Genomic DNA, 26174 nt, shown 5'->3' with positions numbered 1-26174 from the left:
TGCAGCCGGGCTGAGAAACACCGCTCATGAGTTAGGCAACATCGGAACAACCGCGATGTCCGTTTCTCTGAAACAGATCCGCTACTTCGTCGCCGCCGCCGAGACCGGGCGCATCAGCCAGGCGGCGATCGACCTCAACGTCTCGCAATCCGCGGTCACCGCGGCCATTCAGCAGCTCGAAGCGACCGTCTGCGCCCGCCTCCTGGAGCGCGCGCCGAACGGCGTGACCGTCACCATGGAAGGCAGCCGCTTCCTGTCGCAGGGCCGTCAGATCCTCGCCGCCGTCGCCGAAGCGGTGCGGAACACGCAGATATCAGCGGGACCGCTGTTCGGGACGGTCCGCATCGGCGTCACCTACACCGTGTCGGGCTATTTCCTGCCGCGTCACCAGAAGCGCTTCCAGGCGAGCTTTCCCGGTATCACGATCGAGCTGTTCGAGGCCCCGCGTGACGTGCTTGAACGCGCGCTCGTCGACGGCGCGCTCGATCTCGCGGTGATGCTGGTTTCGAACCTGCGCGACAACGCCAAGCTCACCAGCGAGACGCTGCTGCGATCGCCGCGCCGCCTGTGGCTTGCGCCCGAGCATCCGCTGACCCGTGCCGAGCGGGTCCATCTCGCTGAGATCGCGACCTATCCTTACGTCATGCTCACCGTCGACGAGGCCAAGCACACCTCGATGCGCTACTGGAGCAACGCCTCGCTCGAACCGAACACTATCTTCCGCACCTCCTCGGTCGAAGCCGTGCGCTCAATGGTCGCGGGCGGTATGGGCATCGCCATTCTTTCCGACCTGATCTACCGGCCCTGGTCGCTGGAGGGACAGCGGATCGAGACCCGTGTCATCGAGGACGAGGTGCCCAGCATGGACATCGGTCTTGCCTGGCGGCGCGACACCAGGCCGTCGGAAGCCGCGATGGCGTTCCGCGATTTCATGCGCTTTGCGGTTGCAGGCGTGGGGCCGGCCCGGCCTCCTCTCAGCATGGATCACCGGCACCAGGCCGAGGAGGCGATCGAAATCTAGAATATCTGTTTCCGTTTTATTCGACTTGACGCCGTCCGGCAGTCCTCGCCAAACTTTGGCCGGGGACACGACGACCGGAGGCACGGCCGGCGGCGGGGAGTGAGACATGCAAGTCACCTACACGACCAACGACATCCCGTTGCAGACCCGCCGCCAGTACTGGCAGGAGGTCGTCTCGAAGACTTATTACTCGCTCGACCTGCGCTTTCCGAGCACCCGCGACTTCAATGCGCGCCTCGGCGCCTGGTCGATGGGTCCCCTCTCGGTCTCGAGAAACATCGCCAACGGCCTGCTGTACAAGCGCCATGAACGGCACCTCCTGAACGAGCGCGAGGAATCCTTCCTGATCACGGTGCCCGAACTTGCCGAAATCCGTTTCGAGCAGGACGGCAAGGTCGTGCACTGCCGGCCGGGCGCGTTCCTGATCGAGCGCAGCCACCTCCCCTACGAGTTCAGCCATCAGGATCCGACGGCACTGTGGTGTCTGAAGATCCCGAGCGCGGTGCTGCGCAGCCGGATTTCGCGGCCCGAGCGCCTCGCCACGCTGCAATTCGACGCCAGCCGTAGCGTCGGCGCGCTGTTTGTCGACACGCTGCGCCTCTCCAGTGAGCGGATCGAGGAAATGGACGAGACGGCGCGCGCGATGATGGGCAAGCACCTCATCGAGCTGCTTGCGATGGCCATCGAATCCGACGACCGCGTGCTGACCGGCCACTCGTCCTCGGTGCGCAACGGTCACCTGCTGCGCTGCGAGCAGTTCATCCGTGCCCGCCTCGACGACATGCGGCTCACGCCACAGATGGTCGCCGACGGCTGCGGCATTTCGCTGCGCTATCTGCACCAGATCTTCGAGGGTGAGGGCCTGACCGTCTGCGCCTACATCCGCAACCAGCGGCTATCGATGTGCGACGCCCTGCTGCGCGACGCGAGCTGCCGCAAGAGCATCTCCGAAATCGCCTACCAATGGGGCTTTGCCGACCAGGCGCAATTCAGCCGCAACTATCGCGGCCGGTTCGGCTGCACCCCGAGCGAGGCGCGCGCCACCTCGCGCGCCGCCAACGCCTGAACAGGGCATCGCGACCGCACCCATCTGACCGTTTGGCTGACCGCTTCCTGGGCAGCCCGCCGCCGGTCCGGGCACGCATGGCCCGCGATGCGGTTCGCTCTCTCGCACAAGTCTTCCTGCGCTCAGCGTCAAGAACCCGGGCCGCCGCTCTGCCTAAGATCGGCGAAACGCTTGTTCGAAAGGAAGACGCATGGTGCAGGACCTTCGTGTGGCTGTCGATGTCGGGGGCACGTTCACCGACATCTGCATTATGGACGAAACGACAGGTCTCATCCGCATCGAGAAGACCTCCTCCACGCGCGATCCGATCGAAGGCATCATGGGCGGCGTGTCCAAGGCCGGAATCGATCTTTCCAGGGTGGCGCTGTTCTCGCACGGCACGACAGTTGCCACCAACGCGCTGATCACACGCCGCCTGCCCCGCACCGCCGTGGTCACGACCAAGGGGTTCCGCGACGTCATCGAGATCAGGCGCGCCAACAAGGAAGACCTCTGGGACACCTACAAGGACGTTGTCCCGCCCTACGTGCCGCGGCGCGATCGCCTGACCGTGCCCGAGCGCGTCGATGCCGGCGGCAACGTGATCGAACCGCTCGACGTCGAGGCCGCGCGCGACGTCGCCCGTATCCTCAAGCGTCGCGGCGTCGCCGCGGTCGCGGTCTGCTTCATGAACGCCTATCTCAACGGCGCCAATGAGCGCGTGATGCGCGACATCCTGCTGGCGGAGATGCCCGGCATTCCGGTGTCGATCTCCTCGCAGGTGCTTCCCGAGATCTTCGAGCATGAGCGGTTCTCGACCACGGTTGCCAACGCCGTCGTGAGTCCGGTGGTCGTCAATTACACGAGCCGGCTCGGCGAACGCCTGGCGCACGAGGGCTACACGCGCGATCTCCTGCTGCTGCACACCGGCGGCGGCGTGATGACACCGGCGAGCGTCAAGGACTTCGCGGCGCGCCTCGCCGGCTCCGGCATCGCCGCCGGCGCCATCGCCAGCCGCTATATCGCCGGCCTGTGCGGTTTTCCCAATTCGATCGGCCTCGACATGGGGGGCACGTCCACCGACGTGTCGCTTGCCTATGAGGGCCGCTCGCGCGTCACCAAGGACTGGCACATCGAATTCGGCTATCCGATCCGCTTCGCCTCGATCGAGGTGCTCACCATCGGCGCCGGCGGCGGCTCGCTGGCCTGGACCGATCCCGCCGGCTCCCTGCGCAACGGCCCGCAATCGGCCGGCGCCCACCCGGGACCTGCCTGCTACGGCAACGGCAACACCCAGCCGACCAATACCGACGCCAATGTCACGCTCGGTCGGCTCGGCACCGACCTTGCCGGCGGCAAGGTGAAGCTCGACCCCGAGCTGGCGCGGAAAGCCGTCGAGAGCGGCGTCGCCAAGCCCTTCGGCCTCGGCCTGCACGAGGCCGCAGACGCGATCGTCAAGGTCGCCAATGCCAACATGTCGGATGCGGTGCGGCTGATCTCGATCAGTCGCGGCTACGACCCGCGCGACTTTGCACTGGTGGCGTTCGGCGGCGCCGGCGCCCTGCATGGCGTCGACGTCGCGCGCGAGCTGTCGATTCCTGTCGTGATCGTACCGCCCAATCCCGGCGTGACCTCCGCGCTCGGCTGCCTGCTCGTCGACATGCAGCACGATTTCTCGCAGAGCTGCATGGTCGACGCGGCCGACGCCGACGCCGACGAGATCGAGGCGCAGTTCGCCGAGCTTGAGAAGGCCGCGCTCGCGCGGCTGACCCATGAGGGCGTCGCGCAGAACGATATCGTGCTGCAGCGGTCGATCGACATGATGTACCGCGGCCAGTGGCGTTCGCTCGCCGTGAACGCGCCGCAGCCGATCGGCGCGATCGCCGACCTGGTGCAAAGCTTCCACGCCGAGCACCAGCGCGAATACAATTTTCGCCGCGACAGCGCGCCGGTCAGCTTCTTCCGCCTCAATCTGAAGGCGGTCGGAGTGGTTCCCAAGGCCGAGTTTGCCGTTCACAAGCCGACCGGCGCTAGCCCCGAGCCGGTTGGCCGCCGCAGGGTCTGGTTCGAGGGCAGCGGGCTCGATACGCCCGTCTATCAGCGCGACGACCTGCCCTGCGGCTTCTCCTTTCAAGGCCCCGCGATCATCGAGCAGCTCGATGCGACCACCGTCGTGCCGCCCGGCGCCGCCGCCGAGGTCGACAAATATCTCAACATCATCATCCGCGTGAAGGAGTGAACCATGGCCGGAGCTCTCCCGCTCGACCCCGTAACCTTCGAGGTTCTGAAGAATTCCTTCATCACCAGCGTCGACCAGATGGGCGAACAGGTGCTGCGGACCTGCTACTCCTTCGTCATCTACAACCGCGACTTCTCGAGCGCGCTGCACGACGCCAATGGCGAATGCGCGGCGCAAGGCAACCAGGATATCGCCGTCCACGTCGGCACGCTGCATTTCACCTGCAAGGACGTGATGCGCCATTTCGAAGGCGACATGCATGAGGGCGACGTCTTTGCGATCAACGATCCCTATGCCGGCGGCACGCATTTTTCCGACGTGCGGCTGATCCGTCCGATCTTCGCCGACGGCAAGATCATCGCCTTCAGCCAGTCCAACGGGCACTGGTCGGACGTCGGCGGCAGCGTGCCGGGGTCGTTCGACGTCGCCGCCCGCGAGATGTTCCGCGAGGGCCTGCGCATCACGCCGGTCCGCCTGTTCGACAAGAACGGCTTGCGCAAGGACGTCGCGCATCTGATCGCGTCCAACACGCGCGATCCGGCCTCGATCATCGGCGACATCCAGGCGCAGGCCGAAGCAACCGCCGTCTGCGAACGCGAGATCCTGCGTCTGGTCGGCAAATACGGCCGCGATACGGTCGAGACCGGGCTTGCCGCCGTGCAGGACTATGTCGAACGCTCGGCACGCCAGCGCATCGCAGCGCTCCCCGACGGCGAGTGGGAGACCGTCGACTACATCGACCGCGATCCGGCCGGCGGCGAAGGCATGATCCCGATCCGCATCAAGATGACGATCAAGGGTGACCGCGCGATCTACGACTTCACCGGCAGCCATCCGACCATCGGCTCGATCTACAACTCGGCGTTCGGCGCGACCTTTTCCGCTGTTGCCGCCGGCATGAAGACCTTCTTCCCCGATCTGCCGCTCAATTCCGGCTTTTACCGCTGCTTTGACATCATCGCCCCCGAAGGCTCGATCGTCGATGCCAAATGGCCGATCGCGGTCACCGGCTTCCTGATGCCGTTCGAGAAGATCATGAACTCGATCTACGAAATGTGGTCGAAGCTGATGCCGGAGCGCGCGCTCGCCTGCGCCTTCAATCTCGAATATCTGCTCACCGGCGGTCTCGACGCCCGCAGCGCCGACAAGCCGATCTTCATGTTCTACGACTGGCTGCCCGGCGGCTGGGGCGGCCGCAACGGCAAGGACGGCAGCAATGTCACGACCGCCTGCTTCGGCACCGGGCTGATGTCGCAGCCGGTCGAAGGCCAGGAGCGCGCCAACCCGATCCTGACCACCGAATGCGAGATCCTCAAGGACTCGCCCGGCCCCGGCAAATGGCGCGGCGGCGCGGGCGTCGTGAAGACGTCGCGGATGCTGCAGGCCGAGAAGACCGTGATCTCCTATATCTGCGACCGCGAGCGCGCCATCGTGTGGGGCATCGAGGGTGGCCTGCCGTCGATGCCGCACGGCCTGACCTTGAAGCGCGCCGGCAGCGCCGACGAGGAGCGATTGGGCTCGATCTTCTCGGACGTGCCGATCGGCGAAGGCGACGTCTTTTCGCGTCCGACCGCCGGCGGCGGCGGGTTCGGCGATCCGTTGGAGCGCGATCCGAACCTCGTCATCGAGGACATCAAGGATGACTATGTCTCGGTCGAGCGTGCCGCCAAGGATTATGGCGTCGTGGTGCACACCATCGACGCCGAGCTCTGCAACTACGAAATCGACAGGGTCGCGACCGCGGCGCTCCGGACCAAGATCCGCTCCGAGCGGGTCGCCAATGCCCGTCTCGATCCGGAGATGGTGGCGCAGCGCTACCGTAGTGGAGAGATCAACGCGTTTGATGTGATCCGAAAGCACGCGGTGATCCTCGACTGGGGCACCGGCGCGCTGCTTCCCGAATCCACCCGCCAGTTCCGCGAAGCATTCGAGCGTCGCTCGGTCGCGATGTGGAAAGTGGGCTGATCGTCAGCGGCAGCCGCGCCGCCGGCAGCCGGCGTGGTCCATGCACCAAAGAGGATTCGAAGCCGTCGCCTCCCCGCATCGCCCGCACTTTCATTCAACCATGAGGATAGCGCTATGACGATCACGACGTGCCTTTCTTCCAACCGACTGTGGCCGATCCGCTCCGTGCTCGGCATCGCCGCGGCTCTCGCTCTTGCCAGCACCGCCACGCCGGCGGCGGCAGGGTCCGAGACACCGTGGTTTCCAATGAAGGTCTACGACGCGTCATCCGGGACGCCGAAGCCGGCGGACTACACGCCGCTGGCGAAGGCCGAGAAGCCCTACAGGCTGTGCGTGCTGTTTCCGCACATGAAGGACAGCTTCTGGGTCGCCGTCGCGTACGGCATCGTGAAACAGGCCGAGGCGATGAACGTCAACATGAACCTCTACGAGGCCGGCGGTTACGAAAATCTGCCCAAGCAGCTTTCGCAATTCGATGACTGCATGGCGAGCGGACCGGACGCGATCATCGTCGGCGCGATCTCCGGCGCGGGTCTCAGCAAGAAGTTCGAGGAAGCCAAGGCCAAGGGCGTGCCGGTGGTCGGCGTCACCAATCCGCTGCCGCCGAACGCACTGCCCGCTGCCAACTATGTCGATTTCGTCGCCATGGGCGAGGTCACCGGGGACGGCCTGCTGGCGCAGACCAAGCCCGGCGACAAGCTCAACATCGTGACGTTCCCCGGCCCGGCCGGCTCGGGCTGGGCGGAATCGTTCAATGAAGGGTTCAAGAAGGCCATCGCCAAGAACTCGAACGCGAAGATTCTGGCCGAGAAGTTCGGCGACTCCGGCGTTGCTGTGCAACTCCAGTTGATCCAGGACGCATTGCAGGCTTATCCCGGCATGAACGTGGTCTGGGGCACCGCCCCCACCGCCGAAGCTGCCATCGGCGCCGTCGCGGAGGCCGGCCGAAGCGACCTGAAGATCGTGTCGTCCTACGAAAACCAGGCCATGCTCGACGCGCTGAACCGCGGCGATATCCTCGCCTTCGCAACCCAATATCCCGTCGGCGAAGGCGCGATCGCGATCGACCAGGCGGTGCGTCTGATCGAGAAGAAGCCGGTCATGAGCCTTGTGCAGCCGGTGGCCACGGTGATCGACAAGACCTCCGCACCGAAGTTGCAGATGGATCTCGTGCTGGCGCCCGCAAGCTGGACGCCGGTCTATTCGGTCAAGGCCAAGTAAGCATGGCCGAGTAAGTCGGCCTGAACGGTCGAGGCGGGAACCGTGCTCCCGCCTGCCTGCTCACGGAGAAGCGGATGAACGTCGAGATCGACCCGAGGCCGCCCGAGCCCTTGCTTCAGTTGCGGGGGATATCGAAGCGATTCACCGGCGTCCGTGCGCTCGACCGCGTCGACCTCGATGTCCGTGCCGGCGAGCTTCACATCCTGTTCGGCGAGAACGGCGCCGGCAAGTCGACCCTGATCAATGTTGTATCCGGTACGTTTCCTCCCGACGAAGGCACGTTCCATTTCGGCGGCGAGGAGATCCACCATCTGACGCCGCAGCGGGCGCGCGAGATCGGCATCAGTCCGGTGTTCCAGGAATTCTCGCTGATCCCGAGCCTCACCGTGGAAGAGAATCTGTTCCTCGGTCGCGAAATCACCCACGGCGGCGTGTTGCGCGCACGCGAGATGCGCAAGCGCGCCAGGGCATTGATCGACGAGCTCGGCTTCGACCTCGATCCCGCGCAACGGATCGACGACCTGTCGCGCGCGCATCAGCAGATGGCCGAGATCGCCAAGGCCCTGCTCGGCCGCGTCCGTCTCTTGATCCTCGACGAGCCGACCGCGTCGTTGACCGAACGCGAAACCGGGCGGCTGTTCGAGCTGATCGCGCGCCTGAAGAGCCAGAATGTCGGGCTGATCTACGTCTCGCACCGCATGCGCGAAATCCGCGCCCTTGCCGACCGTGTGACGGTGCTGCGCGACGGCCGTCACATCCGGACCCTCGACGCCGCGAGGTCGACGGACGGCGAACTCGTGGAGCTGATGACCGGCCGGACGATCGACCTGCTGTTTCCCGCCATCGCCCATCGGCCGGACAAGGTGATGGTCGACGCAGAGAACCTGACGCTCGCCGACGGCAGTGTCCGGGAGGTCAATTTCCACGCCCGGGCCGGCGAGATCACCGGCATCGCGGGCCTCGTCGGCTGCGGCAAGTCGGAGCTGATCCGCGCGATCTACGGCATCGAGCGCGCGTCAGCGGGCGCGATCCGGATCGACGGCGCGCCTTACGAATTTCCAACCCCAAGACAAAGCCTCAAGCGCGGCGTCGCCTACTTCCCCGCCAACCGGATCGCCGAAGGGCTCGCGCTGTCCCGTCCGATCCGCGAGAACACGTCGATGACCGGGCTCGACCTGCCCGCCTTCGCCCGCTTCGGCGTCTTACGGCAGGCCGCCGAACGCGTGACGATCGCGGGCATCATGGAGCAGCTGCAGCTGAGGCCGCCGAACATCGAACGGAGCGCCGGCGCCCTGTCGGGCGGCAACCGTCAGAAAGTGATGCTGGGACGCGCGCTGACGCGCGAGCTGACCGTGTTCCTGTTCGACGAGCCGAGCGTCGGCATCGACGTCGGCGCCAAGCTCGAGGTCTACGAGTTCATGAAGCGCCTCGTCGAGGCCGGCGCCGCCGTGATCGTGGTGTCGTCCGAATTGCCCGAGGTGCTGGCGCTGTCGAACCGGCTCTACGTCATGCATCAGGGCCGCATCGCCGCCGAGCTGACAGGCGCCGCAAAGACCGAGCAGAATGTGCTTTCGAGCTTCTTCCGCGATCATCTCGCCGCGGAGGTCGCATGAACACGGCGATGGTCGCCGCAGCGCCACGGGGCTTGGTCAGCCTCCGGTCGATCGCAGGCCGGATCGGGTTGCTGCCGGCCCTGCTTGTGATGCTCGTGGCCGGCATGTCGGCGGTCGACGCGCAGTTCTACGGCATCATCAACGTCCTCAACATCCTGCGCAACGCCTCGCTGCTGGCAATCGTCGCCTGCGGCCAGGCGCTGGTCATCATCGCGGGCGGCTTCGATCTTTCGGTTGGCGCGATGGTCGCCCTGGCGAGCGTCGTCACGGCCAAGACCATGGCAGCCACCGCAGCCGTATTTCCCGGCTCCAACGTCCTCATCATCGCAAGCGGGGTCGCGGCCGGGCTCGGTTGCGGCGTCGCGGTCGGGCTCGTCAACGGCTTCTGCGTGGCAAAGCTCAAGGTCTCCGGCTTCGTGGTGACCCTGGGCACGATGTCCGCCACAGCCGGTGTCGGCCTCATGATCACTAACGGCATCCCCGTTTACGGCATGCCCGAAATATTCGTGAAAGGCTTCGGACGCGCCCAGGCATTCGGTCTGCCGACCGCCGCCCACGTCGCGCTGATCGTGATCCTGGTGATGGTGTTTGCACAGCGGCGCACGCTGTTCGGCCGCTACGCTTACGCGATCGGCGGCAATGTCGATGCCGCCGTGGTGTCGGGCGTGACGATCCAGCGCCATATCGTTGGCACCTACGTCGTATCGAGCGTCCTTGCGGCCTTGACCGGCATTCTGCTGACGGCACAGGTCGGCTCCGGCCAGGCAAGCTTTGGCGGCGACCGGATGATGCTGCAGTCGATTGCCGCCGCCGTCATCGGCGGCGTCAGCTTGCGCGGTGGCGTCGGACGCATCGAGATTGTCGCCATCAGCGCGCTGTTCCTGACCATTCTTGGCAACGCACTCAACCTCCTGCACGTCGACTCGCGGCTCCAGCCGGTCTTCCTCGGCGTCATCATGGTCGCAGCCGTGGCGCTCGACGAACTCAGCCGACGGAGCAAGCCGCGTGTCTGACCTCGAATTGACCGTTGCCGCCAAGGACACCGACCGCCCGAAGCTGACGCTCGGCCGCCGGCTCTGGAGCGCGGTCCTGCCAGTCGCGCTGGCAGTGCTGTTGCTCGGCTTCGCCGCGGTCGACCGCGGGGTGCTGTCGCCGGCCAATCTGCTCAACATCGCACAGCAGACCAGCTATCTGGCGCTGTTCGCGATGGCGCAGACCGTGGTCATCCTGACGCGCGGCTTCGACCTTGCACTGGGCCCGACGGTATCGATGGTCAGCGTCGGCAGCGCGCTCGCGATGGCCGGCGCCACGGCGTCTGGCCACGGCGCGGGCGCCGTGCTGCTCGCCGGGCTCGGCGCCGGCTTCGCCCTCGGCATCGCGTGCGGCCTCTTCAATGGCGTCGTCGTCGCGCTGCTCGGGGTCAATCCCTTCGTCGCGACCCTCGGCAGCTACAATATCGCGATCGGGATTGCGACCACCCTTTCGGCCGGACGGCCGGTACAAGGCGTGCCGGCACCGTTCTCGCAGATCTTCTACAGCGGCAGCATCTTCGGCGCGCCGGCGGCGATTGTGATCACCCTCGCGGTCGGCATCGCGCTTCATTTGCTGCTGGCGCGCACCGTGTTCGGCCGGTCGCTCTATCTGATCGGCACCAACCCGCGTGCCGCGGCGGTCGCCGGCCTGCCGGTCAAGCGCATCCTGGTCGCGACCTATGTGCTGTGCTCGGGACTTGCCGCGCTCGGTGCGATCATGATGACTGCGCGGACCGGATCGGGCGAACCGAACCTCGGCGGCGCGCTGTCGCTGCAGGCGATCGCCGGCGCCGTGGTCGGCGGAACGAGCCTGGCAGGCGGGCGCGGCGGCGTCGGCACCGCCGTGCTCGGCGCCCTGTTCATCACCATTCTCTCCAACGGCATGAACCTCACCCGGATCGACGGGTACGTCCAGATGGTCGTGCTCGGCGCGATCGTCATCATCGGCGTGCTGCTGGATCGCCTGCGGCAGGAGCGGCGCCAATGATGTCAGGCTTTCCCATCCAGAATAGCCCAGTCTCAGCGCGCGATGCGCCGGCATCGATCTATGTCGCGCCTTCGCTCGCCGCCGCACTCGACGCGTTGAGCGAATATGGTGCCGCTGGTGCCTCTTTGGCCGGCGGCACATGGATCATGCGATCGCCGATCCGGCACGAACCGCTCAGGAACCACTATGTCGCCATCGGAAGGATCGCCGAGCTGACCGCGGTCCGGATCGGCAGCGATGCCATCGAGATCGGCGCGGCGGTCACGCACGCGGCACTTGCGGCAGCTTTGGCCGGCCTTCCGGAATTTGCCGGCCTCGCAGCCGCCGCCGGAGGCTCCGCCAACCCCGCGATCCGCGCGATGGCGACGATCGGCGGCAATCTCGCGGCGTCGGAATTCGCCGCGGCGGATTGCGTGCCGGCGCTGCTCTGTCTCGATGCCGATGTCGAGATCTCGGGCCGCGACGGTCGCGAGCGGATCGGCCTCGCGGATTTCCTCGCGGTCCGATCAACGCTCGCACCCGGCCGCCTGGTGACACGGATCATCGTGCCTCGGGCGGAGCGCAAGACGGCCCATGCCCGCCTGCCACTGCGCCGATCGGGCGATTATCCGGTCGCCATCGTCAGCCTATCGCTCAGCGTCGATGCGGCGAACCGCGTCCAGGCGGCGCGGATTGCGGTCGGGTCGGTCGAACCGAGCGCGCGGCGATGGCCACGGCTTGAAGCGGCGCTTCTCGGACGTCTGCTCGACGCCGCAGCGGCGGCACGAACCGCGGCCGAACTGACCGACGAGTTCGTCGGCCGCGACAGCGTCGATGCGCCGGGCTGGTATCGGGTCAGCGTGCTACCCGGCCTCGTCCGCCGCGCCGCGATCGCTGCACTTGGTTCATGAACGCGCGGAGATGACATGGGATTCAGCCTGACCGTCAACGGCGATCGGCTCTCCTCTGCGGCCGATCCTGCCACCCCGCTGGTCGATATCCTGCGCGAAGAGATGCATCTGACCGGCGCGAAGCCTGTCTGTCGCGAGGGCTTTTGCGGCGCCTGCATGGTGCTGGTCGACGGCGAGCCCACGCCGTCGTGCCTGCTGCCCGCTGCGCTGGCCGATGGCCGCGAGATTCACACCGTCGAAGGCCTTGCACCTCAGGGAACGCTGAACCGCATCCAGGCCGCGCTCGAGGCCAGCGATGCCGTCCAGTGCGGCATGTGCTTTCCCGGCATGGTGGTGAGCCTGACGCATCTCCTGACGACCCGGCCGGATGCCACCCGTGACGACATCCGGGCGGCGCTGACCGGAAATATCTGCCGCTGCACGGGCTATGAACGCATCGTCGAGGCGACCCTGCTCGCCTTGGCCACGGCATGATCGGGAGGCGCAAGGATGTCAGACGTTTCCGCAACGATGGATTTGCGCCGGCGTGACGCTGCCGACAAGCTGCGTGGCCGCACCCGCTACACTATCGACCGGTATCTGCCGGGCATGCTGCATGCCGCGGTGCTGCGCGCCGGCGTGCCGGCGGGGCGGATCGTTCGCCTCGATACCTCCAGGGCGGCCCGCATGCCGGGCGTGCGTGCGATCGTGACGGCGGCCGATGCGCCCGGCATGATCGGGATCGGCATCGCCGATCACCCGCTCTTCGCCCGCGACGTCATCCGCTACGACGGCGAGCCGATCGCCGCGGTCGCAGCCGCCACATTGGCGCAGGCGCAGGCCGCACTCGCGGCGATCGACGTGGAGATCGAGCCGCTCCCCGCAGTCTTGACCATGGCGGATGCGCTGGCATCGGATGCGCCGCTGGTTCATCCGGACTGGCGCAGCTATGAGGTCTTGCTCGAAGGCAGCGCGCGCGGCGGCAACGTCGCCTGGGAGGCGACCGTCGTTCGCGGCGACGTCGATGCCGCCTTTGCCCGGCCCGACGTTGAGATCGTCGAAAGCTGCTTTCGCGTCGGCCGGCAGAATCACGTGGCCTTCGAGCCGCGCGCAGTCGTCGCAAGCTACGAGGACGGACGCTTTCACATCGAGACGTCAACGCAAGTTCCCTGGAGTGTCCGCAATGCGACCGCGCGCCTGCTCGGCGTGCCGGCGTCGCAGGTCCGCGTCACGGTGCCGCCGGTCGGCGGCGGCTTCGGTCTGAAGTTCGATCTGGCCGTTGAGCCCTTCGCCGCCCTGCTCGCCCGCGCCAGCGGCCGGCCGGTGCGCCTCGTCAATTCACGCGAGGAGGAGATGCTGACCTGCCTGTTCCGCGAGAACGCTGATATCCGCATCCGCTCGGCGGTGACGCGCGCGGGAGATATCGTGGGGCGCGAGGCGGTCGTCCTGATGGACTGCGGCGCCTATGGCGGCGAACAGATATTCCTGACCACCATGACCGCGCACACGCTCGGCGGAAACTACAGGCTTGGAAGCGTCCGCATGGTCTCGCGCGCGGTCTATACCAACACGGCGCCGAACGGCGCGTTCCGCTGTTGCAACGGGGTCTACAACACCTTTGCGCTCGAGCGGCACACCGACGAAATCGCGGCGAGGATCGGAATGGATCCGCTTGCCTTCCGTCGCCGCAACGTGCTTGGCGACAAGGATCTCGGCGCCACCGGCCAGGTGTTCGAAGGCAATGTGCTCGGCCCGATGCTCGAGCGGATGGATACGCTGCGCGATGCGGCAGCGCCGCCGCCGGCGCGCACCGACGGCCGGCTCTATGGACGCGCGACCACCGTCGGCACCTGGTTCGTCTTCGTCGGCCCATCGGCCGCGACGGTGAACATGAATGCCGACGGCACGGCGACGCTGGTCACGTCGGGTGTGGAGATTGGATCCGGCTCGATGATGCAGAGCCTGCCGCAGATCGTGGCCGGCACGCTCGGCATTGCACCCGAGCATGTGATCGTCCGCGCCGCCGATACGGATGCGGCCGGTTATGACGTCGGCGTCGGCGGCGGCCGTACCACGGTTTCGCTCGGCGCGGCCAGTCTGTCGGCAGCGCAGGAGGTGCGCACGAAGCTCTTGAAGGTCGCCTCGGAGATGATCGAGGCTGCGCCCGATGATCTCGTGATGCGCGACGGGCGGATCGAGATCGCCGGCGCGCCAGGCTCCGGCCGTACGGTCACGGAGGTCGCAACCCGCGCCCAGGCACTGGCTGGCCCAGTGTCCGGCACCGGCGCCTTCACCGGCGCCGGCGTACCGGCGATGCCGGGCTGCGTGGCCGGACATTTCATCGACGCGATCGACATTCCCGTCTTCGCCGTCCACGACTGCGAGGTCGCCGTCGATCCGGAAACCGGACATGTCGAGGTGCTCAGCTATCGCGTGGTGCAGGATGTCGGCCGCGCGCTGAACCCGCGCGCCATCCATGGCCAGATCCAGGGCGGTGTCGTGCAGGGGCTGGGTTATGCGTTGCACGAGGAAGTCACGATCGGCAGCAACGGTCGCGTCTGCCAGAACGGTTTCGAGACCTATCGCGTGCCGCTGGCGCTCGATGTCGTGCCGGTGGAGATCAGCCTCTACGAGGGTGCGCCGTCGATCGGACCGCTCGGCACCAAAGGTGCCGGCGAGGTGCCGATCCTGAATGTCGGAGCGGCCGTCGCATGCGCGGTTGCCAACGCCACGGGCAAGCGCGTCCAGGCACTTCCTTTGACCCCGCCACGCGTGCTCGAACTTCTGCTCGATGGCAAGCAGGATCTGACCCTTCCCCACATTGCCGATGCGTGGGCCGACAATCTGATACGTTCGCATCAGACAGCTGCCAAGACATAGCAACGAGCCGGCGGGCGGTGTCGCTAGACCCAGCCGCCGTCGACGATATGGCTCTGGTTGGTGCAGGCGCCGCTGTCGTCGGCGGCGAAGAAGAGGACGACACGGGCGATGTCATCGGGCACGAGCTTGCGCTTCAGGCATTGGCGCTGCATCAGCTCGGCCACACCTTCGGGCGTCAACCACAGATCCTGCTGCCGCCGGGTCATGATCCATCCCGGCAGGATGGAGTTGACCCGCACGTTGTGCGGCCCGAGATCGCGGGCCAGCGCCCGGGTGAGGCCCTGAACCGCTGATTTGGCCGTGGTGTAGCAGGGCATGTTGCCCTGACCGATCACCCAGCTCACCGAGCCGATGTTGACGATCGAACCGCCCCCCGCCTGTTTCATGTCGGGTGCGACCGCCTGGGCACTGAAGAACTGATGCTTCAGGTTGACGGCGATCCGCTCGTCCCAGAATTCCGGCGTCACGTCCTCGATCGCGTGACGGTCGTCGCGCGCCGCATTGTTGACCAGGATGGTGATCGGCCCGAGCGCCTCACGGATGCCGGCAACCGCGCGCCGCAGTGCGGCGATGTCGCGCAGGTCGGCGTGCTCGAAGTGCACGCGGGCATGCGCTCCCAAATCGGACAGCAGCTGCTCCGAGGACGTCACATCGATATCAATGAATCCGACCCGCGCGCCCTGGCTGATAAACTGGCGGACGATGGCCTCGCCGATGCCTGAACCGCCACCGGTTACCAGGACGGTCCGGTCCTTGAGGCTTGGATAGATGGCACCCTGCATTGGCATTCTCTCGCTTTGGCGCCTGAAGCGCGTCGGTTGCGTTGCTGCGGCTCCAGCCAAGAGCCACGGCTCCCGAGGTTCACTCGGTCGTCTCCATGTGGTTTCGGTCCACGACCCGCAGCGTCCGCCGCACCATGCCGTCGACAATCGTCGCCGCCTCGCTTGGACGCACATGGATCGCGGTGGACTTGAGCAGCCACGGCAACACTGCCCGCTCGAGCCGCTCCTCATAGGCACTGCGCATCATGTCGAATGCCTGCAGGCCCGGACCCGCGAGGATGATGTGATGCGGGCGCAGCACCGATATCGTCGTGGCGACCGCATCGGCAAGCGCGTGGCCTGCCTGCCGGAATAACTGCTCGAGACGAGGATCGCCGGCGCGCGCCCGCGCGCGCAGCAGAGCCATCTGCGCCTCGGACGGCTGTTGCGATACCGCCGGCGGCAGGTCGAGAAAGGTACGCGCGTCGCGGTAGAGCGCATAGTCGGCGAGATGGGCCTCGATGCAGCCGCGCTGACCGCAGCGGCATTGCGGACCGTTCGGCGCCAGCTTGACATGGCCGATCTCACTGCCTGCGCCGGCACCGTCGCGCGCTTCACCGTCGACAACGACGCCCATGCCGACGCCGTGGCCCACCATGATCGTGGCCGTGAGGCCCTGCGCCAGCGCCGGCTCGGCGGCTGCGAGGGCCAGCGCAACCGCAACCGCATCGTTCGCCATCACGACTTCGACGCCGAATGCCTGGCGGACCGGCGTCGCCAGATCGACGTCGGTGATCGACAGCGCCGGGCTCCACAGATGCCGGCCGGTGTCGGAGTCAACGATGCCCTGCAACGCAATCCCGATTCCGAGCAGCCGATCTCGCGGCGTGGCCGTCGCATCAATCATGGCGTCGATCTGCGCGATCACGAGATCGCACAACGCGGCTGCATCGAGCGCGCGTGTAGTCAGTTCAAGTCGCGACTGCGCCAGGGCGGAGCCGCTGAAATCGGCGATCAATGTCTCGATCAGATTCATGCGCAGCGAGACCGCAATGATGCGGCCAAACTCGGGGTTCAGGGTCAGCAAGACCGCCGGCCGGCCGCGGCGGCGGCCGTTCAGGCCGTCCGTATCCTCTTCGTCGGTATCGTCGGGCCACACCGTCGCCGTCTCTGTCACTGCTTCGCACAGCAGGTCTTCCGCCATCAGTTTCGACGTGATGGCCGATATGGCCGGGAAGCTCAGCCCCGTGCTGCGTGCCAGCTCGACGCGCGGCAATGGCCCCTGACGCCGCAAAACTTCGACGAGCCGGCCGCGGTTCGATCCGCGGGCCAAACTCGAAGCGCGTCTCAGCGGTTCGGGCTGTTCATTCATATCGGCTTTTTTAATTCGCTTAATGAAGTTATTCAACGCGAGCAACTCATATAATGGTCAAAAGGCGCCGGTAGTGGCAACAATACATCACCGCAACACTATTATTGCTTGAAGATACGGGCGACAACATCCTTGACTGGACATTTTGCCGCGCTAATTTATTAGTTACGTGAATAAAATAAGGCGTGAAAAGCGCCGAGCGTGAAAACCCCTCACCAGGGGTGTCGACAGGGAGGTGCATATGAATGACTCAATGAAACGATTGATCGTGCCACTATTGGCGGGCGCAGCCGCGCTCGCGATGGCCACAGGGATAGCACAGGCGCAGCAGAAAAAGACCATCGCCCTGGTAACCAATGTCGCGGCCGACTTCTGGACCATCGCGGGCCGCGGGCTCGAGAAGGCGCAGAAGGAGCACCCGGAATACAATATCGAGCTGATCGTCACCAACGAAGGCACCGCGGCCGGCCAGCGGCGCGAGTTGGACGACCTCTTGGTGCGCGGTGTCGCCGGCATCTCGATCTCGGTCGACGATGCGCCGCATGCAACCGAAGAACTGAACAAGGTCGCGGCCAAGACCGTGCTGATCACGACGGACAGCGACGCGCCGCAGAGCAACCGTCTCGCCTATATCGGCACCGACAACGTCGCGGCTGGGCGGCAGGCCGGCGAGGAGATCAAGAAGGCGCTGCCGAACGGCGGCAAGATCGCGCTGTTCGTCGGAACGATGGACGCCGACAATGCCCGCGAGCGCGTACAGGGCATCAAGGAATCAATCGCCGGCACCAAGGTCGAACTGGTCGACGTGTTCACCGACCAGGTGGACTTTGCCAAGGCCAAGGCGAACATGGAGAACGTGCTCGTCAAATATCCAGACATCGCGCTGCTCTCCGGCCTGTGGAGCTACGAGACCCCGCTGATCTATGATGCGGTGAAGGCCGCGGGCAAGGCCGGAAAGGTGAAGATCGTCGGCTTCGACGAGGACCAGCGGACGCTGCGGGGCATTTCCGACGGCACGATCGAATCCACGGTCGTGCAGCAGCCCTACGAGTTCGGCTATCTCTCCGCCACCAACATCATCAAGACGCTGAACGGCGACAAGTCCTGGATTCCGAAGGACAGCAAACTGATCGTGCCGACCAAGGTGATCAGCAAGACCAACGTCGCCGAGTTCGCCGGACAGCTGAAGGAACTGCTGAAGAAGTAACTTCAGTCGGCTTCACCGCCCGGCCGCCACAGGCCGCCGGGCGGGATGCAGGAGGACAAGCCGAATGCCGGAGACGCTGCTCGAACTCAGCGGTATCAGCAAGACCTATCCCGGCGTCAGGGCGCTCGACGACGTCAATCTGCGCGTCTGCCGCGGCGAGGTGCTGGGCCTGATCGGCGAGAACGGCGCCGGCAAGTCGACGCTGATGCGCGTGCTGGCCGGCGTGATCGCACCGAGCGCGGGCGTGATCCGCATCGGCGGCAACGACCACGCAAGGATGACGGTGAACGAGGCGACCCTCGCCGGCATCGCCTTTGTGCACCAGGAGCTGAACCTGTTCGAGAATCTCGACGTCGCCGCGAATGTCTTCATCGGACGCGAGAAGCTTACCGGCAGCCTGCTGAAGCTGGTGGACAATGCGGAGATGCATGCCCGCGTGATGCCGCTGCTGGAACGGCTGGGCGCCGACTTCACGCCGGGCACGCTGGTCGAGAATTTGTCGATTGCGGAGCGCCAGATGGTGGAGATCGCCAAGGCGCTCTCGATCGACGCCCGCGTGATCATCATGGACGAGCCGACCTCCAGCCTGACGATTTCGGAGACGGAGCGGTTGCTGGAGGTGATCGCCGACCTGAAGGCCCACGGCATCTCGGTGATCTACATCTCGCACCGGCTGGGCGAGATCATCGGCTGCGCCGATCGTGTCGTGGTGCTACGCGACGGGCGCACCGTGGGCGAACTGGCGCGGGACGAGCTGAGCCATGCCGCAATGATCCGCCTGATGATCGGCCGCGACCTGAAGGCGCTGTATACACCGCCGGCACGCTCGCCGCAGCCGGGCGGCTGCGATATCGCCGGCGTCGTGACGACCGCCTTTCCCGACCGGCAGATTGACCTTTCCGTGCGGCGCGGCGAGATCCTCGGCCTCGCCGGACTCGTCGGCGCCGGCCGCACCTCCCTTGCCCGCGCGGTGTTCGGCGTTGACCCGCTGTTGGGGGGCGAGATCAGGATCGACAACGCGCCGGTCGGCGTCGCCTCGCCGCGCGACGCGATCAGGCAAGGGATCTATCTGGTGCCGGAGGATCGCAAGAAATCCGGGCTGGTGCTGGAGCTGCCGATCCGCGAGAACGTGACGCTCGCGAGCCTGCTGGATCATGCGCGGATGTGGCTGGTCAACGGCGCGGCCGAACGCAGAATCGCGAAAGACCAGGCCAGGAGCCTGTCGATCAAGGCGCCGAGCATCGACATCGAAGCCGTAACGCTCTCCGGCGGCAACCAGCAGAAAGTGGTGCTGGGCAAGTGGCTTTCGATGCAGCCGCGCGTGATGTTCTTCGACGAGCCGACCCGCGGCATCGATGTCGGCGCCAAGAGCGAGATCTACGCGCTGATGCGCAGCCTCGCCGACCGGGGCGTTGCGATCGTGATGATCTCCTCCGACATGGAAGAGGTCATCGGCGTCTCCGACCGCGTCGCAGTGATGCATGAAGGCAGTGTCAGCGGCGTGCTCGAGCGCGACCAGTTCAGCGAATACAACGTGTTAAGGCTGGCGGTCGGCCAGGCGCTCGAAACCCTGGAGACCGCTGCGCCATGATGAAGAAGGAACTCGGCCTGTTCTTGCTGCTGGCGGTGATCTCCGCCATCACCGGCGCGATCAATCCGGCCTTCCTGTCGTTCGTGAACTTGCTGAACATGGCCAATCTGATCGGCCTGTTCGGTGTGTTCGCACTGGGCGAAGGTCTCGTCATCATCACCGGCGGCATCGATCTTTCGCTCGGCTCGATGTTCGCGCTGCTCGGCGTCGTCTTCATCGACTTGCTGACAACGTATCAAGTACCCTGGCCGTTCGCGCTGTTGCTTGTCCTGATGGGCGGGCTGGCGCTGGGCGGCATCCAGGGTTTCCTGATCACCCGGCTGAAAATGCAGCCCTTCATCGTGACGCTGTGCGGGTTGCTCATCTATCGCGGCGCCGCGCGCTATTACACCAGCGATTCGACACGCGGCTTCGGCTATGGTGACGAGGCCAGCACGCTGGGCAACATCGCCTCCGGCAATGTCGCGGGCATTCCGAACACCTTCATCTTCCTGATCATGCTGGCGCTGATCCTCGGCGTGCTGCTGCATCGTTCGGTCTACGGACGCTGGCTTTATGCCGTGGGCAAGAACGAGGAAGCGGCGCGCTTCTCCGGTATCAACACCAATATCGTGATCGCGACCGCTTATGTCATCAGCGGCGGCCTCGCCGGCGTTTCGACCGTGATGTTCGTCTTCTACACCAACTCGGTCTCTCCGAGTTCCTTCGGCAATTTCTACGAACTCTATGCGATCGCGGCTGCCGTCCTCGGCGGCTGCAGCCTGCGCGGCGGCGAGGGCTCGATTCTCGGCATCGTGCTGGGCACAGCGCTGTTGCAGGTGCTGCAGAACCTCGTGAACATCCTCGGCATTCCGAACTCCCTGAACTTCGCGGTGATGGGGACCGTGATTTTGATCGGCGTTCTGGCGGATCAGCAATTGCAGGCCCGCCGGCGGCGCAAGGCGGCGCTGGCCGGCCTCGCCCGCACGGCGCCTCGAGCAAAGGAACCCACAATTCTGCAAAACGCATCTGCGCACGGCGCGACGGCGCTGCCGACGAGCGCGGGCGATCAAGCGTGACTCGACTGCGAAGAACCACGATCGGGAATATGGCCGCGGCGACTTCGGTAGAGGAACAAGGGGAAGAGAGTTCAATGCGCAAGACTGATCAAGCATACGACGCTCGCGTCCACGTTGACCCTGCACGCCGAACCCGGTGGGGCCGCGGACAGACCCTCACCACCGTCGTGAAAGGCTTTGGTGTGCGCGCAGTTTCTATCTCAAGTTGACGGATCGATACATTGATTGACGGGGCACGTTCCAGGCCGAAGGGCTTTGGGCAGGGACGTGAGACAAAAATGGACAAAGCCGGGGACGCTGGGAGTGCAGAAAATGTTGCATAGGTCTGTAAACACCGCGCGGGCATGCGGCGTGGGGATCGCTTTGTTATCTATGTTCGGCGGCGGCGCGCATGCGGCCGATCTCTTAACGAAAGCTCCGCCCATTCCTTACGCTGAGACCGATGATTTCTGGACAAGACCATATCTGTTCGGCGATCTCGGCAGAACGCAGCTGAAGGAGCGGGGCATCTCGCTGGCCCTGACGCTGGGCGACGAAGCCGTCGGCAATCTGTCGGGTGGAAACAGGAACACCGCGACCCAAGCCGGACAGCTGTTCTTTCAAGCCAAGTTCGACATGGCAAAGCTTGCCGGCATCCAGGGCGGCCTGGTCGGCCTCACGCTGGTCGACCGCTTCGGGCACAATCTGAACGACGAGGCAGGCATTCCGGCCTTGCAGCTGACCAACGAAGTGTTCGGCCGCGGCAATATTCTGCGCCTCACCGAACTCTATTACTCGCAGAAACTGTTCGATGACCGCCTTGAACTCAAGGGCGGCCGTCTTCCGGTCGGCTCCGACTTCTTCTTCGGCCTGTGCGAGTTCATCAACCTGACGTTCTGCGGCGGCCAGCCCGGCAACATCCAGGGTGGCTACATCTACAACTGGCCGGTGAGCCAATGGGCCGGTGTCGCACATTACAACTTCGCCAAGGAATGGCAGCTTTCGGTCGGCGTCTACGACGCCAATCCGAACTATCTGACGACGTCGGACTCCGCGACCTACTTCCTGCCGGGCGTCCCCGGCTCGAGCCGGGCCTCCGGCGTGCTGGTGCCGGTCGAGGTGGTCTGGGCGCCGAGCGGTCCCCTGAACGGGACCTGGCGATTCGGCGGCTGGTATGACAGCGCGTCGACGATTGACGGTGGCCTTCCGGGTATCATCGCGATCGCCCCGGGCATCGGCGGCGTCTCGGACCAGAATCTGGGCGATCAACGCGGCCGCTATGGCGTCTATGAGTCGATCCTGCAGCGGCTGACCGTTGAGGGTGCAAAGGCACAGGGTTGGTACATGTTCCTCAACACGACGGTCGCCGATCACCGGACGTCGTATCAGGACTACCAGGTCGCCCTGGGCTTCCGGCACACCGGAACGTTCTCCTGGCGCCCGGAAGACGAAGTCGGCTTCGCGGTAGGCACGACCCACGTGAATTCGGCTGCGCTCACCCTGAATGCGGGCGGAAACGAAGTTCCGATCGAAGCCTGGTACGGCTGGCAGGCGACTGGCTGGATGAACCTCAAGTTCGACGCCCAGTACGTGATCAATCCCGGCGGGCGCGGCTATAATGCCGCCGGCATCAAGACCGAGAATGCCTGGGTCCTTGGTCTGCGCACGCTGGTGCACTTCTGAGCCGGAGGGGGTTTGCCAGCATGCCCGAGCGAGGCCAGCCATGGTAACCCCTCACGACGCCGGGCTGGCCGTCCTGGAGTTGAAGGGCATCGGCAAGGAGTTCGGCGCCATTCGCGCGTTGCATGGCGTCGACCTGTGCGTTTCTCCCGGCGAGGTGGTCGGCCTGATGGGAGACAACGGCGCCGGCAAGTCGACGCTCGTCAAGATCATCGCCGGCAACTTCCCGCCAAGTCACGGCGAGATCCGCTTTGACGGCAACCCGGTTCGTTTCGCCCGGCCGATCGATGCCCGCGCGGTCGGAATCGAAGTGGTCTATCAGGACCTCGCGCTCGCCGACAATCTCACGGCAGCGGCCAATGTCTTCCTCGGCCGTGAGCTCAAGCGCAAGCTTGGTCCGTTCGCGTTTCTCGACCACAAGGCGATGGCAGCCCGCGCGCTGGAGCTGTTCGGCGAGCTGCGGTCGGAGACCCGACCGCACGATCTCGTCAAGCAGATGTCGGGCGGCCAGCGTCAGGCGGTCGCGATCGCACGGACTCGGCTGTCCAATGCCAAGCTCGTGATGATGGACGAGCCGACGGCCGCGATCTCGGTCCGCCAGGTCGAGCAGGTGCTGAGCCTGATCCATCGCCTGAAGGAACAGGGAGTCGCGGTGATGCTGATCTCGCACCGCATGCCCGACGTGTTCGCGGTCTGCGACCGCGTCGTCGTGATGCGCCGAGGCGAAAAACGTGCCGACAAGGCGATCGGCGACACTAGCCCCGAGGAAGTCACCTCCCTCATCACGGGAGCGAGAGAGGCTGCGTAATGGCCACGCCCCTGGAATCTCCCATCACCTTCAGCAATGTCGGCAAGACCAAATGGTGGCAGAGCGGCTTCTTTGCCTCGCAGACTGGGTACGTCCTGCTCGCGCTGGTGGCGCTGTTCGTGGTGATGAACTTCGCCAGCCCCTACTTCCTCACCGAAGGCAATATGCAGAATGTGGCGAAGAACTTTTCCTTCATCGCCATCGCCACGCTCGGCGTGACCTTCGTCATCATCACCGGCGGCATCGATCTCTCGGTGGGCTCGGTGATGTGCTTTTCCGCGATGATCACCTCGATGGTCATGACGCATATCTCGACACCCGGCATGCCCGGCGCGGAGTGGTTCGTGCATCTGGCCGACGACGGCAAGACCGTAATCGCCAATCTGCCCGGCTTGATCCTGCTCGTCTCGATCCTGGCAGGACTCGGCGTCGCGCTGATCGTCGGTCTCGTCAATGGCTTCTGCATTGCGGTGCTCGGGCTGTCGCCTTTCGTCACCACGCTCGGCATGCTTTCGATCGTGCGCGGCCTCGGTTACGTCGTCTCCAACGGCCGCGGCAGTTTTCCCAGCGGCCCCGAAGCCGATTATCTCTACGCGCTGACATCCGGCGTCGTATTCGGCATGCCGGCGCCGTTCATCTATCTCGTGGTTCTTGCGGTGGCGATGGCGATCGTGCTGCATCACACCGGTTTCGGCCGCCACGTCTTTGCCGTCGGCGGCAACGAGAAGGCGGCCGCGCTGACCGGCATTCCGGTCGTGCGGGTGAAGATCGAGATCTATGTGATCTGCGCGCTCGCCGCGGGTCTGCAGGGCATCATCATCTCCGGCTGGCTGGGATCTGCGCCGGCAAACATGGCGACGTCCTACGAGCTCAACGTGATTGCAGCCGCCGTCATCGGCGGCGCCAATCTCGCCGGCGGCGCCGGCGGCCCGCTCGGGGCGATCGTCGGCTGCGTGCTGCTCGAGGTGATCCGCAACGGCCTCGTGCTCGCGCAGATCAACTCCTACTGGCAGCAGACCTTGGTGGGCGTGATCATCATCGCAGCGGTGCTGGTCGATCGTCTTCGCTCGCGCATGGCCTGAAGAGTTCGTCCTGGAGGATCACAATGTCCGCCTATCCGCCTTCGGGAGCCGCTAATTTCAAGAGATAGGCACAAAATGTGGAGGGAAACAATGAAGAAGGCACTTCTTGCCGCTGCGGTCCTCGCCATGATGGCGACACCCGGCTTTGCCGAGAGCTACAAATTCGTGATCGTGCCCAAGGCGATGAACAATCCGTTCTTCGATTTCGCGCGCGACGGTTGCCAGAAGCGCGCCAAGGAACTCGGCAACATCGAATGCATCTACAAGGGTCCCGTCGAGCACGAGCCGGCGACGCAAGCGCAGATCATCCAGGATTTCATCACCCAGAAGGTGGACGGCTTGGCCATCTCGGTCGCCGATGTCGCGGCCATGACCAAGTCGATCGAGGCGGCAAATGCGGCCGGCATTCCCGTCATCACGTTTGACGCGGACGCGCCGGGCTCGAAGCGGATTGGCTATATCGGCACCGACAACAAGGAGTTCGGCGTCGCGCTCGGCAAGCAGTTGCTGAAGCTCCGGCCCGATGGCGGCAAGTACGCGATGGTCTCCGGCGGGCCGGGTGCGAAGAACCTGGCCGAACGCGTCGATGGCGTCCGGGAAGCGCTCAAAGGCTCGAAGTGGACCGAAGTCGGGGGCTCGCCGACGTTCTGCAACGACGACCCCGCGCTGGGTGTTCAGCAGATGACCGATCTGCGCACCGCTGTTCCCGATCTCGCGGCGATCATCCCGGTCGGCGGCTGGCCGATGTTCGCCCCGGAAGGCTTCAAGGCGTTCGCCAGCAAGAGCAAGAAGGACCTCGACGCCGGCAAGTTCACGCTCGTCGTGGCCGATACCCTCAAGATGCAGCTTGAACTTCTGAACGAGGGCTATGTCAACGCACTGATCGGCCAGCGTCCGTTCGAGATGGGCGAGAAAGCGATGGATACGCTGCTTGCCATCAAGAAGGGCCAGAAGGTGCCGGAGATCATCCACACCGGTCTCGACGTCGTGACAAAGGACAACGTCGCGGCGATGCTGAAGTAGCAGCGTGCGCAGCCCGGAGGTGGCGCCACCTATTCGTGGAAAATTGCCGTTCTGCGCACGAAATCGGGCCCTTGGTAGCGGGAGACCGCTACATCGCTAGACCCATTATTTCGGAGGCCCTGTTTTCTTATCGACGCGCAGCGTAACCGGCACGGTGGGCGCCTCGAAAGTCCGCCAGATGCCACCTTTTGTGCGCGATCTAACTACGGCTTCGAAAGCTACCGAGCAGGTTCAAATCCCGGAGCCGCAACCACCGATACCGACATTCGCTGATCGTGGCCGTTTGAAGCAGACAATTCCCTGCGTCCCGAACGCAGCGAACATTGGCTAAATCGTTAATTTTTCTTGCTGTAGCAGCCACTTCCGTCCCGTTTCGTTCACAGTCGTTTCACCCTATTCGTTGCGATTTCGTTGCGGCGTTCTCGATGCGGAACGGGAGTCGGTGATTCATTGGCATCTCAGATGAGCAGTGAGATCTCAGGCCCAGGTTAACAGGCCGAACGGGACGCGCTCGCGGCGCGTAGCGCAGTCCGCTCGTCATTGGTCGCAAAGCTGACGCGGACGTGACAATTGTCGAGAATGGCATTGTTGAGCCCGTAAGCCTTTTCGATCGGTCCCGCGATCCATCCGGACACCTGCCCGCAGGAACGCTTTGCCCCCTGGCGAGTCCTAAATACTACATCGATCCTCGTTTGCGCCTAGATCGAACATGGACAAGGCGGCTGCCTATGCGATCTCACT

The 26174-nt window shown here is 65.1% G+C and carries 20 protein-coding genes; 18 read left to right on the top strand and 2 right to left on the bottom strand.

Going from position 1 to position 26174, the window contains the following annotated elements; genetic code table 11:
* Positions 1-55: 55 nt before the first annotated feature.
* The 11 genes from AC066Y_RS33535 (at position 56) to AC066Y_RS33485 (ending at position 14872) form a co-directional block, all read left to right on the top strand.
* The gene (locus AC066Y_RS33535; RefSeq protein ID WP_092124373.1) at positions 56-1021 is read left to right on the top strand and encodes a LysR family transcriptional regulator; all 966 of its coding nucleotides are present in this window, start codon (positions 56-58) and stop codon (positions 1019-1021) included.
* A gap of 106 nt (positions 1022-1127) precedes the next feature.
* Positions 1128-2087 carry an AraC-like ligand-binding domain-containing protein gene (locus AC066Y_RS33530; protein ID WP_456659386.1) on the top strand — a complete coding sequence of 320 codons (960 nt, stop codon included), beginning with the start codon at positions 1128-1130 and terminating at the stop codon, positions 2085-2087.
* Positions 2088-2280: 193 nt separating this feature from the next.
* The gene (locus AC066Y_RS33525; protein WP_478277668.1) at positions 2281-4305 is read left to right on the top strand and encodes a hydantoinase/oxoprolinase family protein; all 2025 of its coding nucleotides are present in this window, start codon (positions 2281-2283) and stop codon (positions 4303-4305) included.
* A 3-nt stretch (positions 4306-4308) separates the two neighbouring features.
* Positions 4309-6270 carry a hydantoinase B/oxoprolinase family protein gene (locus tag AC066Y_RS33520; protein ID WP_478277606.1) on the top strand — a complete coding sequence of 654 codons (1962 nt, stop codon included), beginning with the start codon at positions 4309-4311 and terminating at the stop codon, positions 6268-6270.
* Between the two features lie 114 nt (positions 6271-6384).
* Positions 6385-7491 (top strand): TMAO reductase system periplasmic protein TorT, encoded by a 1107-nt coding sequence (gene torT, locus AC066Y_RS33515; protein ID WP_478277605.1) that lies wholly within the window; start codon positions 6385-6387, stop codon positions 7489-7491.
* Positions 7492-7565: 74 nt separating this feature from the next.
* Positions 7566-9104: a sugar ABC transporter ATP-binding protein gene (locus AC066Y_RS33510; RefSeq protein ID WP_478277604.1), complete on the top strand. Its 1539-nt coding sequence runs from the start codon at positions 7566-7568 to the stop codon at positions 9102-9104.
* Complete coding sequence (locus tag AC066Y_RS33505; RefSeq protein WP_478277603.1) at positions 9101-10117, top strand: ABC transporter permease; 1017 nt, start codon at positions 9101-9103, stop codon at positions 10115-10117. The genes AC066Y_RS33510 and AC066Y_RS33505 overlap by 4 nt, the downstream gene beginning before the upstream one ends.
* On the top strand, positions 10110-11123 hold the full coding sequence (locus AC066Y_RS33500) for an ABC transporter permease (RefSeq protein ID WP_478277602.1): 1014 nt from the start codon (positions 10110-10112) through the stop codon (positions 11121-11123). The genes AC066Y_RS33505 and AC066Y_RS33500 overlap by 8 nt, the downstream gene beginning before the upstream one ends.
* Entirely contained in the window at positions 11123-12013 is an 891-nt protein-coding gene (locus AC066Y_RS33495; RefSeq protein WP_478277601.1) for an FAD binding domain-containing protein, read from the top strand. Before AC066Y_RS33500 ends, AC066Y_RS33495 begins: the two co-directional genes overlap by 1 nt.
* Positions 12014-12028: 15 nt before the next feature.
* Complete coding sequence (locus AC066Y_RS33490; RefSeq protein ID WP_478277600.1) at positions 12029-12487, top strand: (2Fe-2S)-binding protein; 459 nt, start codon at positions 12029-12031, stop codon at positions 12485-12487.
* A gap of 15 nt (positions 12488-12502) precedes the next feature.
* Positions 12503-14872, top strand: coding sequence for a xanthine dehydrogenase family protein molybdopterin-binding subunit (locus AC066Y_RS33485; protein WP_478277599.1), 2370 nt, complete (start codon positions 12503-12505; stop codon positions 14870-14872).
* Between the two features lie 23 nt (positions 14873-14895).
* Here AC066Y_RS33485 and AC066Y_RS33480 read toward each other — a convergent pair whose 3' ends face one another.
* Positions 14896-15654, bottom strand: a complete 759-nt coding sequence (locus AC066Y_RS33480; protein ID WP_092124364.1) for an SDR family NAD(P)-dependent oxidoreductase — start codon at positions 15652-15654, stop codon at positions 14896-14898.
* A gap of 79 nt (positions 15655-15733) precedes the next feature.
* A complete protein-coding gene (locus tag AC066Y_RS33475; RefSeq protein ID WP_478277667.1) occupies positions 15734-17005 on the bottom strand; it encodes an ROK family protein in 1272 nt (423 codons plus the stop codon).
* Positions 17006-17246: 241 nt separating this feature from the next.
* Here AC066Y_RS33475 and AC066Y_RS33470 point away from each other — a divergent pair, with 241 nt between their 5' ends.
* The 7 genes from AC066Y_RS33470 (at position 17247) to AC066Y_RS33440 (ending at position 25433) form a co-directional block, all read left to right on the top strand.
* Positions 17247-18212 (top strand): sugar-binding protein, encoded by a 966-nt coding sequence (locus tag AC066Y_RS33470; RefSeq protein ID WP_229169362.1) that lies wholly within the window; start codon positions 17247-17249, stop codon positions 18210-18212.
* Between the two features lie 64 nt (positions 18213-18276).
* Positions 18277-19803: a sugar ABC transporter ATP-binding protein gene (locus tag AC066Y_RS33465; protein ID WP_478277598.1), complete on the top strand. Its 1527-nt coding sequence runs from the start codon at positions 18277-18279 to the stop codon at positions 19801-19803.
* A complete protein-coding gene (locus AC066Y_RS33460) occupies positions 19800-20861 on the top strand; it encodes an ABC transporter permease (RefSeq protein ID WP_478277597.1) in 1062 nt (353 codons plus the stop codon). The genes AC066Y_RS33465 and AC066Y_RS33460 overlap by 4 nt, the downstream gene beginning before the upstream one ends.
* Before the next feature lie 312 nt (positions 20862-21173).
* Positions 21174-22523, top strand: a complete 1350-nt coding sequence (locus AC066Y_RS33455) for a carbohydrate porin (protein WP_478277666.1) — start codon at positions 21174-21176, stop codon at positions 22521-22523.
* A gap of 40 nt (positions 22524-22563) precedes the next feature.
* Positions 22564-23328: an ATP-binding cassette domain-containing protein gene (locus tag AC066Y_RS33450; protein ID WP_478277596.1), complete on the top strand. Its 765-nt coding sequence runs from the start codon at positions 22564-22566 to the stop codon at positions 23326-23328.
* Positions 23328-24410 (top strand): ABC transporter permease, encoded by a 1083-nt coding sequence (locus AC066Y_RS33445; protein WP_478277595.1) that lies wholly within the window; start codon positions 23328-23330, stop codon positions 24408-24410. The genes AC066Y_RS33450 and AC066Y_RS33445 overlap by 1 nt, the downstream gene beginning before the upstream one ends.
* Before the next feature lie 90 nt (positions 24411-24500).
* Complete coding sequence (locus AC066Y_RS33440; protein ID WP_478277594.1) at positions 24501-25433, top strand: sugar-binding protein; 933 nt, start codon at positions 24501-24503, stop codon at positions 25431-25433.
* Positions 25434-26174: the final 741 nt, after the last annotated feature.

This window comes from Bradyrhizobium sp. USDA3010 (assembly GCF_056429065.1).
The sequence above is the reverse complement of the archived record's forward strand: the minus strand, read 5'-3'. Positions and strand labels throughout refer to the sequence as shown.

Bases quoted from the DNA above. Each gene is read 5' to 3' on its own strand.
- AC066Y_RS33505 (WP_478277603.1), top strand. From the start codon at position 9,101: ATGAACACGGCGATGGTCGCCGCAGCGCCACGGGGCTTGGTCAGCCTC.
- AC066Y_RS33495 (WP_478277601.1), top strand. From the start codon at position 11,123: ATGTCAGGCTTTCCCATCCAGAATAGCCCAGTCTCAGCGCGCGATGCG.
- AC066Y_RS33520 (WP_478277606.1), top strand. From the start codon at position 4,309: ATGGCCGGAGCTCTCCCGCTCGACCCCGTAACCTTCGAGGTTCTGAAG.
- AC066Y_RS33445 (WP_478277595.1), top strand. From the start codon at position 23,328: ATGGCCACGCCCCTGGAATCTCCCATCACCTTCAGCAATGTCGGCAAG.
- AC066Y_RS33455 (WP_478277666.1), top strand. From the start codon at position 21,174: ATGTTGCATAGGTCTGTAAACACCGCGCGGGCATGCGGCGTGGGGATC.
- AC066Y_RS33475 (WP_478277667.1), bottom strand. From the start codon at position 17,005: ATGAATGAACAGCCCGAACCGCTGAGACGCGCTTCGAGTTTGGCCCGC.
- AC066Y_RS33480 (WP_092124364.1), bottom strand. From the start codon at position 15,654: ATGCAGGGTGCCATCTATCCAAGCCTCAAGGACCGGACCGTCCTGGTA.
- AC066Y_RS33470 (WP_229169362.1), top strand. From the start codon at position 17,247: ATGAATGACTCAATGAAACGATTGATCGTGCCACTATTGGCGGGCGCA.
- AC066Y_RS33485 (WP_478277599.1), top strand. From the start codon at position 12,503: ATGTCAGACGTTTCCGCAACGATGGATTTGCGCCGGCGTGACGCTGCC.
- AC066Y_RS33460 (WP_478277597.1), top strand. From the start codon at position 19,800: ATGATGAAGAAGGAACTCGGCCTGTTCTTGCTGCTGGCGGTGATCTCC.
- AC066Y_RS33530 (WP_456659386.1), top strand. From the start codon at position 1,128: ATGCAAGTCACCTACACGACCAACGACATCCCGTTGCAGACCCGCCGC.
- AC066Y_RS33465 (WP_478277598.1), top strand. From the start codon at position 18,277: ATGCCGGAGACGCTGCTCGAACTCAGCGGTATCAGCAAGACCTATCCC.
- AC066Y_RS33535 (WP_092124373.1), top strand. From the start codon at position 56: ATGTCCGTTTCTCTGAAACAGATCCGCTACTTCGTCGCCGCCGCCGAG.
- AC066Y_RS33440 (WP_478277594.1), top strand. From the start codon at position 24,501: ATGAAGAAGGCACTTCTTGCCGCTGCGGTCCTCGCCATGATGGCGACA.
- AC066Y_RS33510 (WP_478277604.1), top strand. From the start codon at position 7,566: ATGAACGTCGAGATCGACCCGAGGCCGCCCGAGCCCTTGCTTCAGTTG.
- torT (WP_478277605.1), top strand. From the start codon at position 6,385: ATGACGATCACGACGTGCCTTTCTTCCAACCGACTGTGGCCGATCCGC.
- AC066Y_RS33450 (WP_478277596.1), top strand. From the start codon at position 22,564: ATGGTAACCCCTCACGACGCCGGGCTGGCCGTCCTGGAGTTGAAGGGC.
- AC066Y_RS33490 (WP_478277600.1), top strand. From the start codon at position 12,029: ATGGGATTCAGCCTGACCGTCAACGGCGATCGGCTCTCCTCTGCGGCC.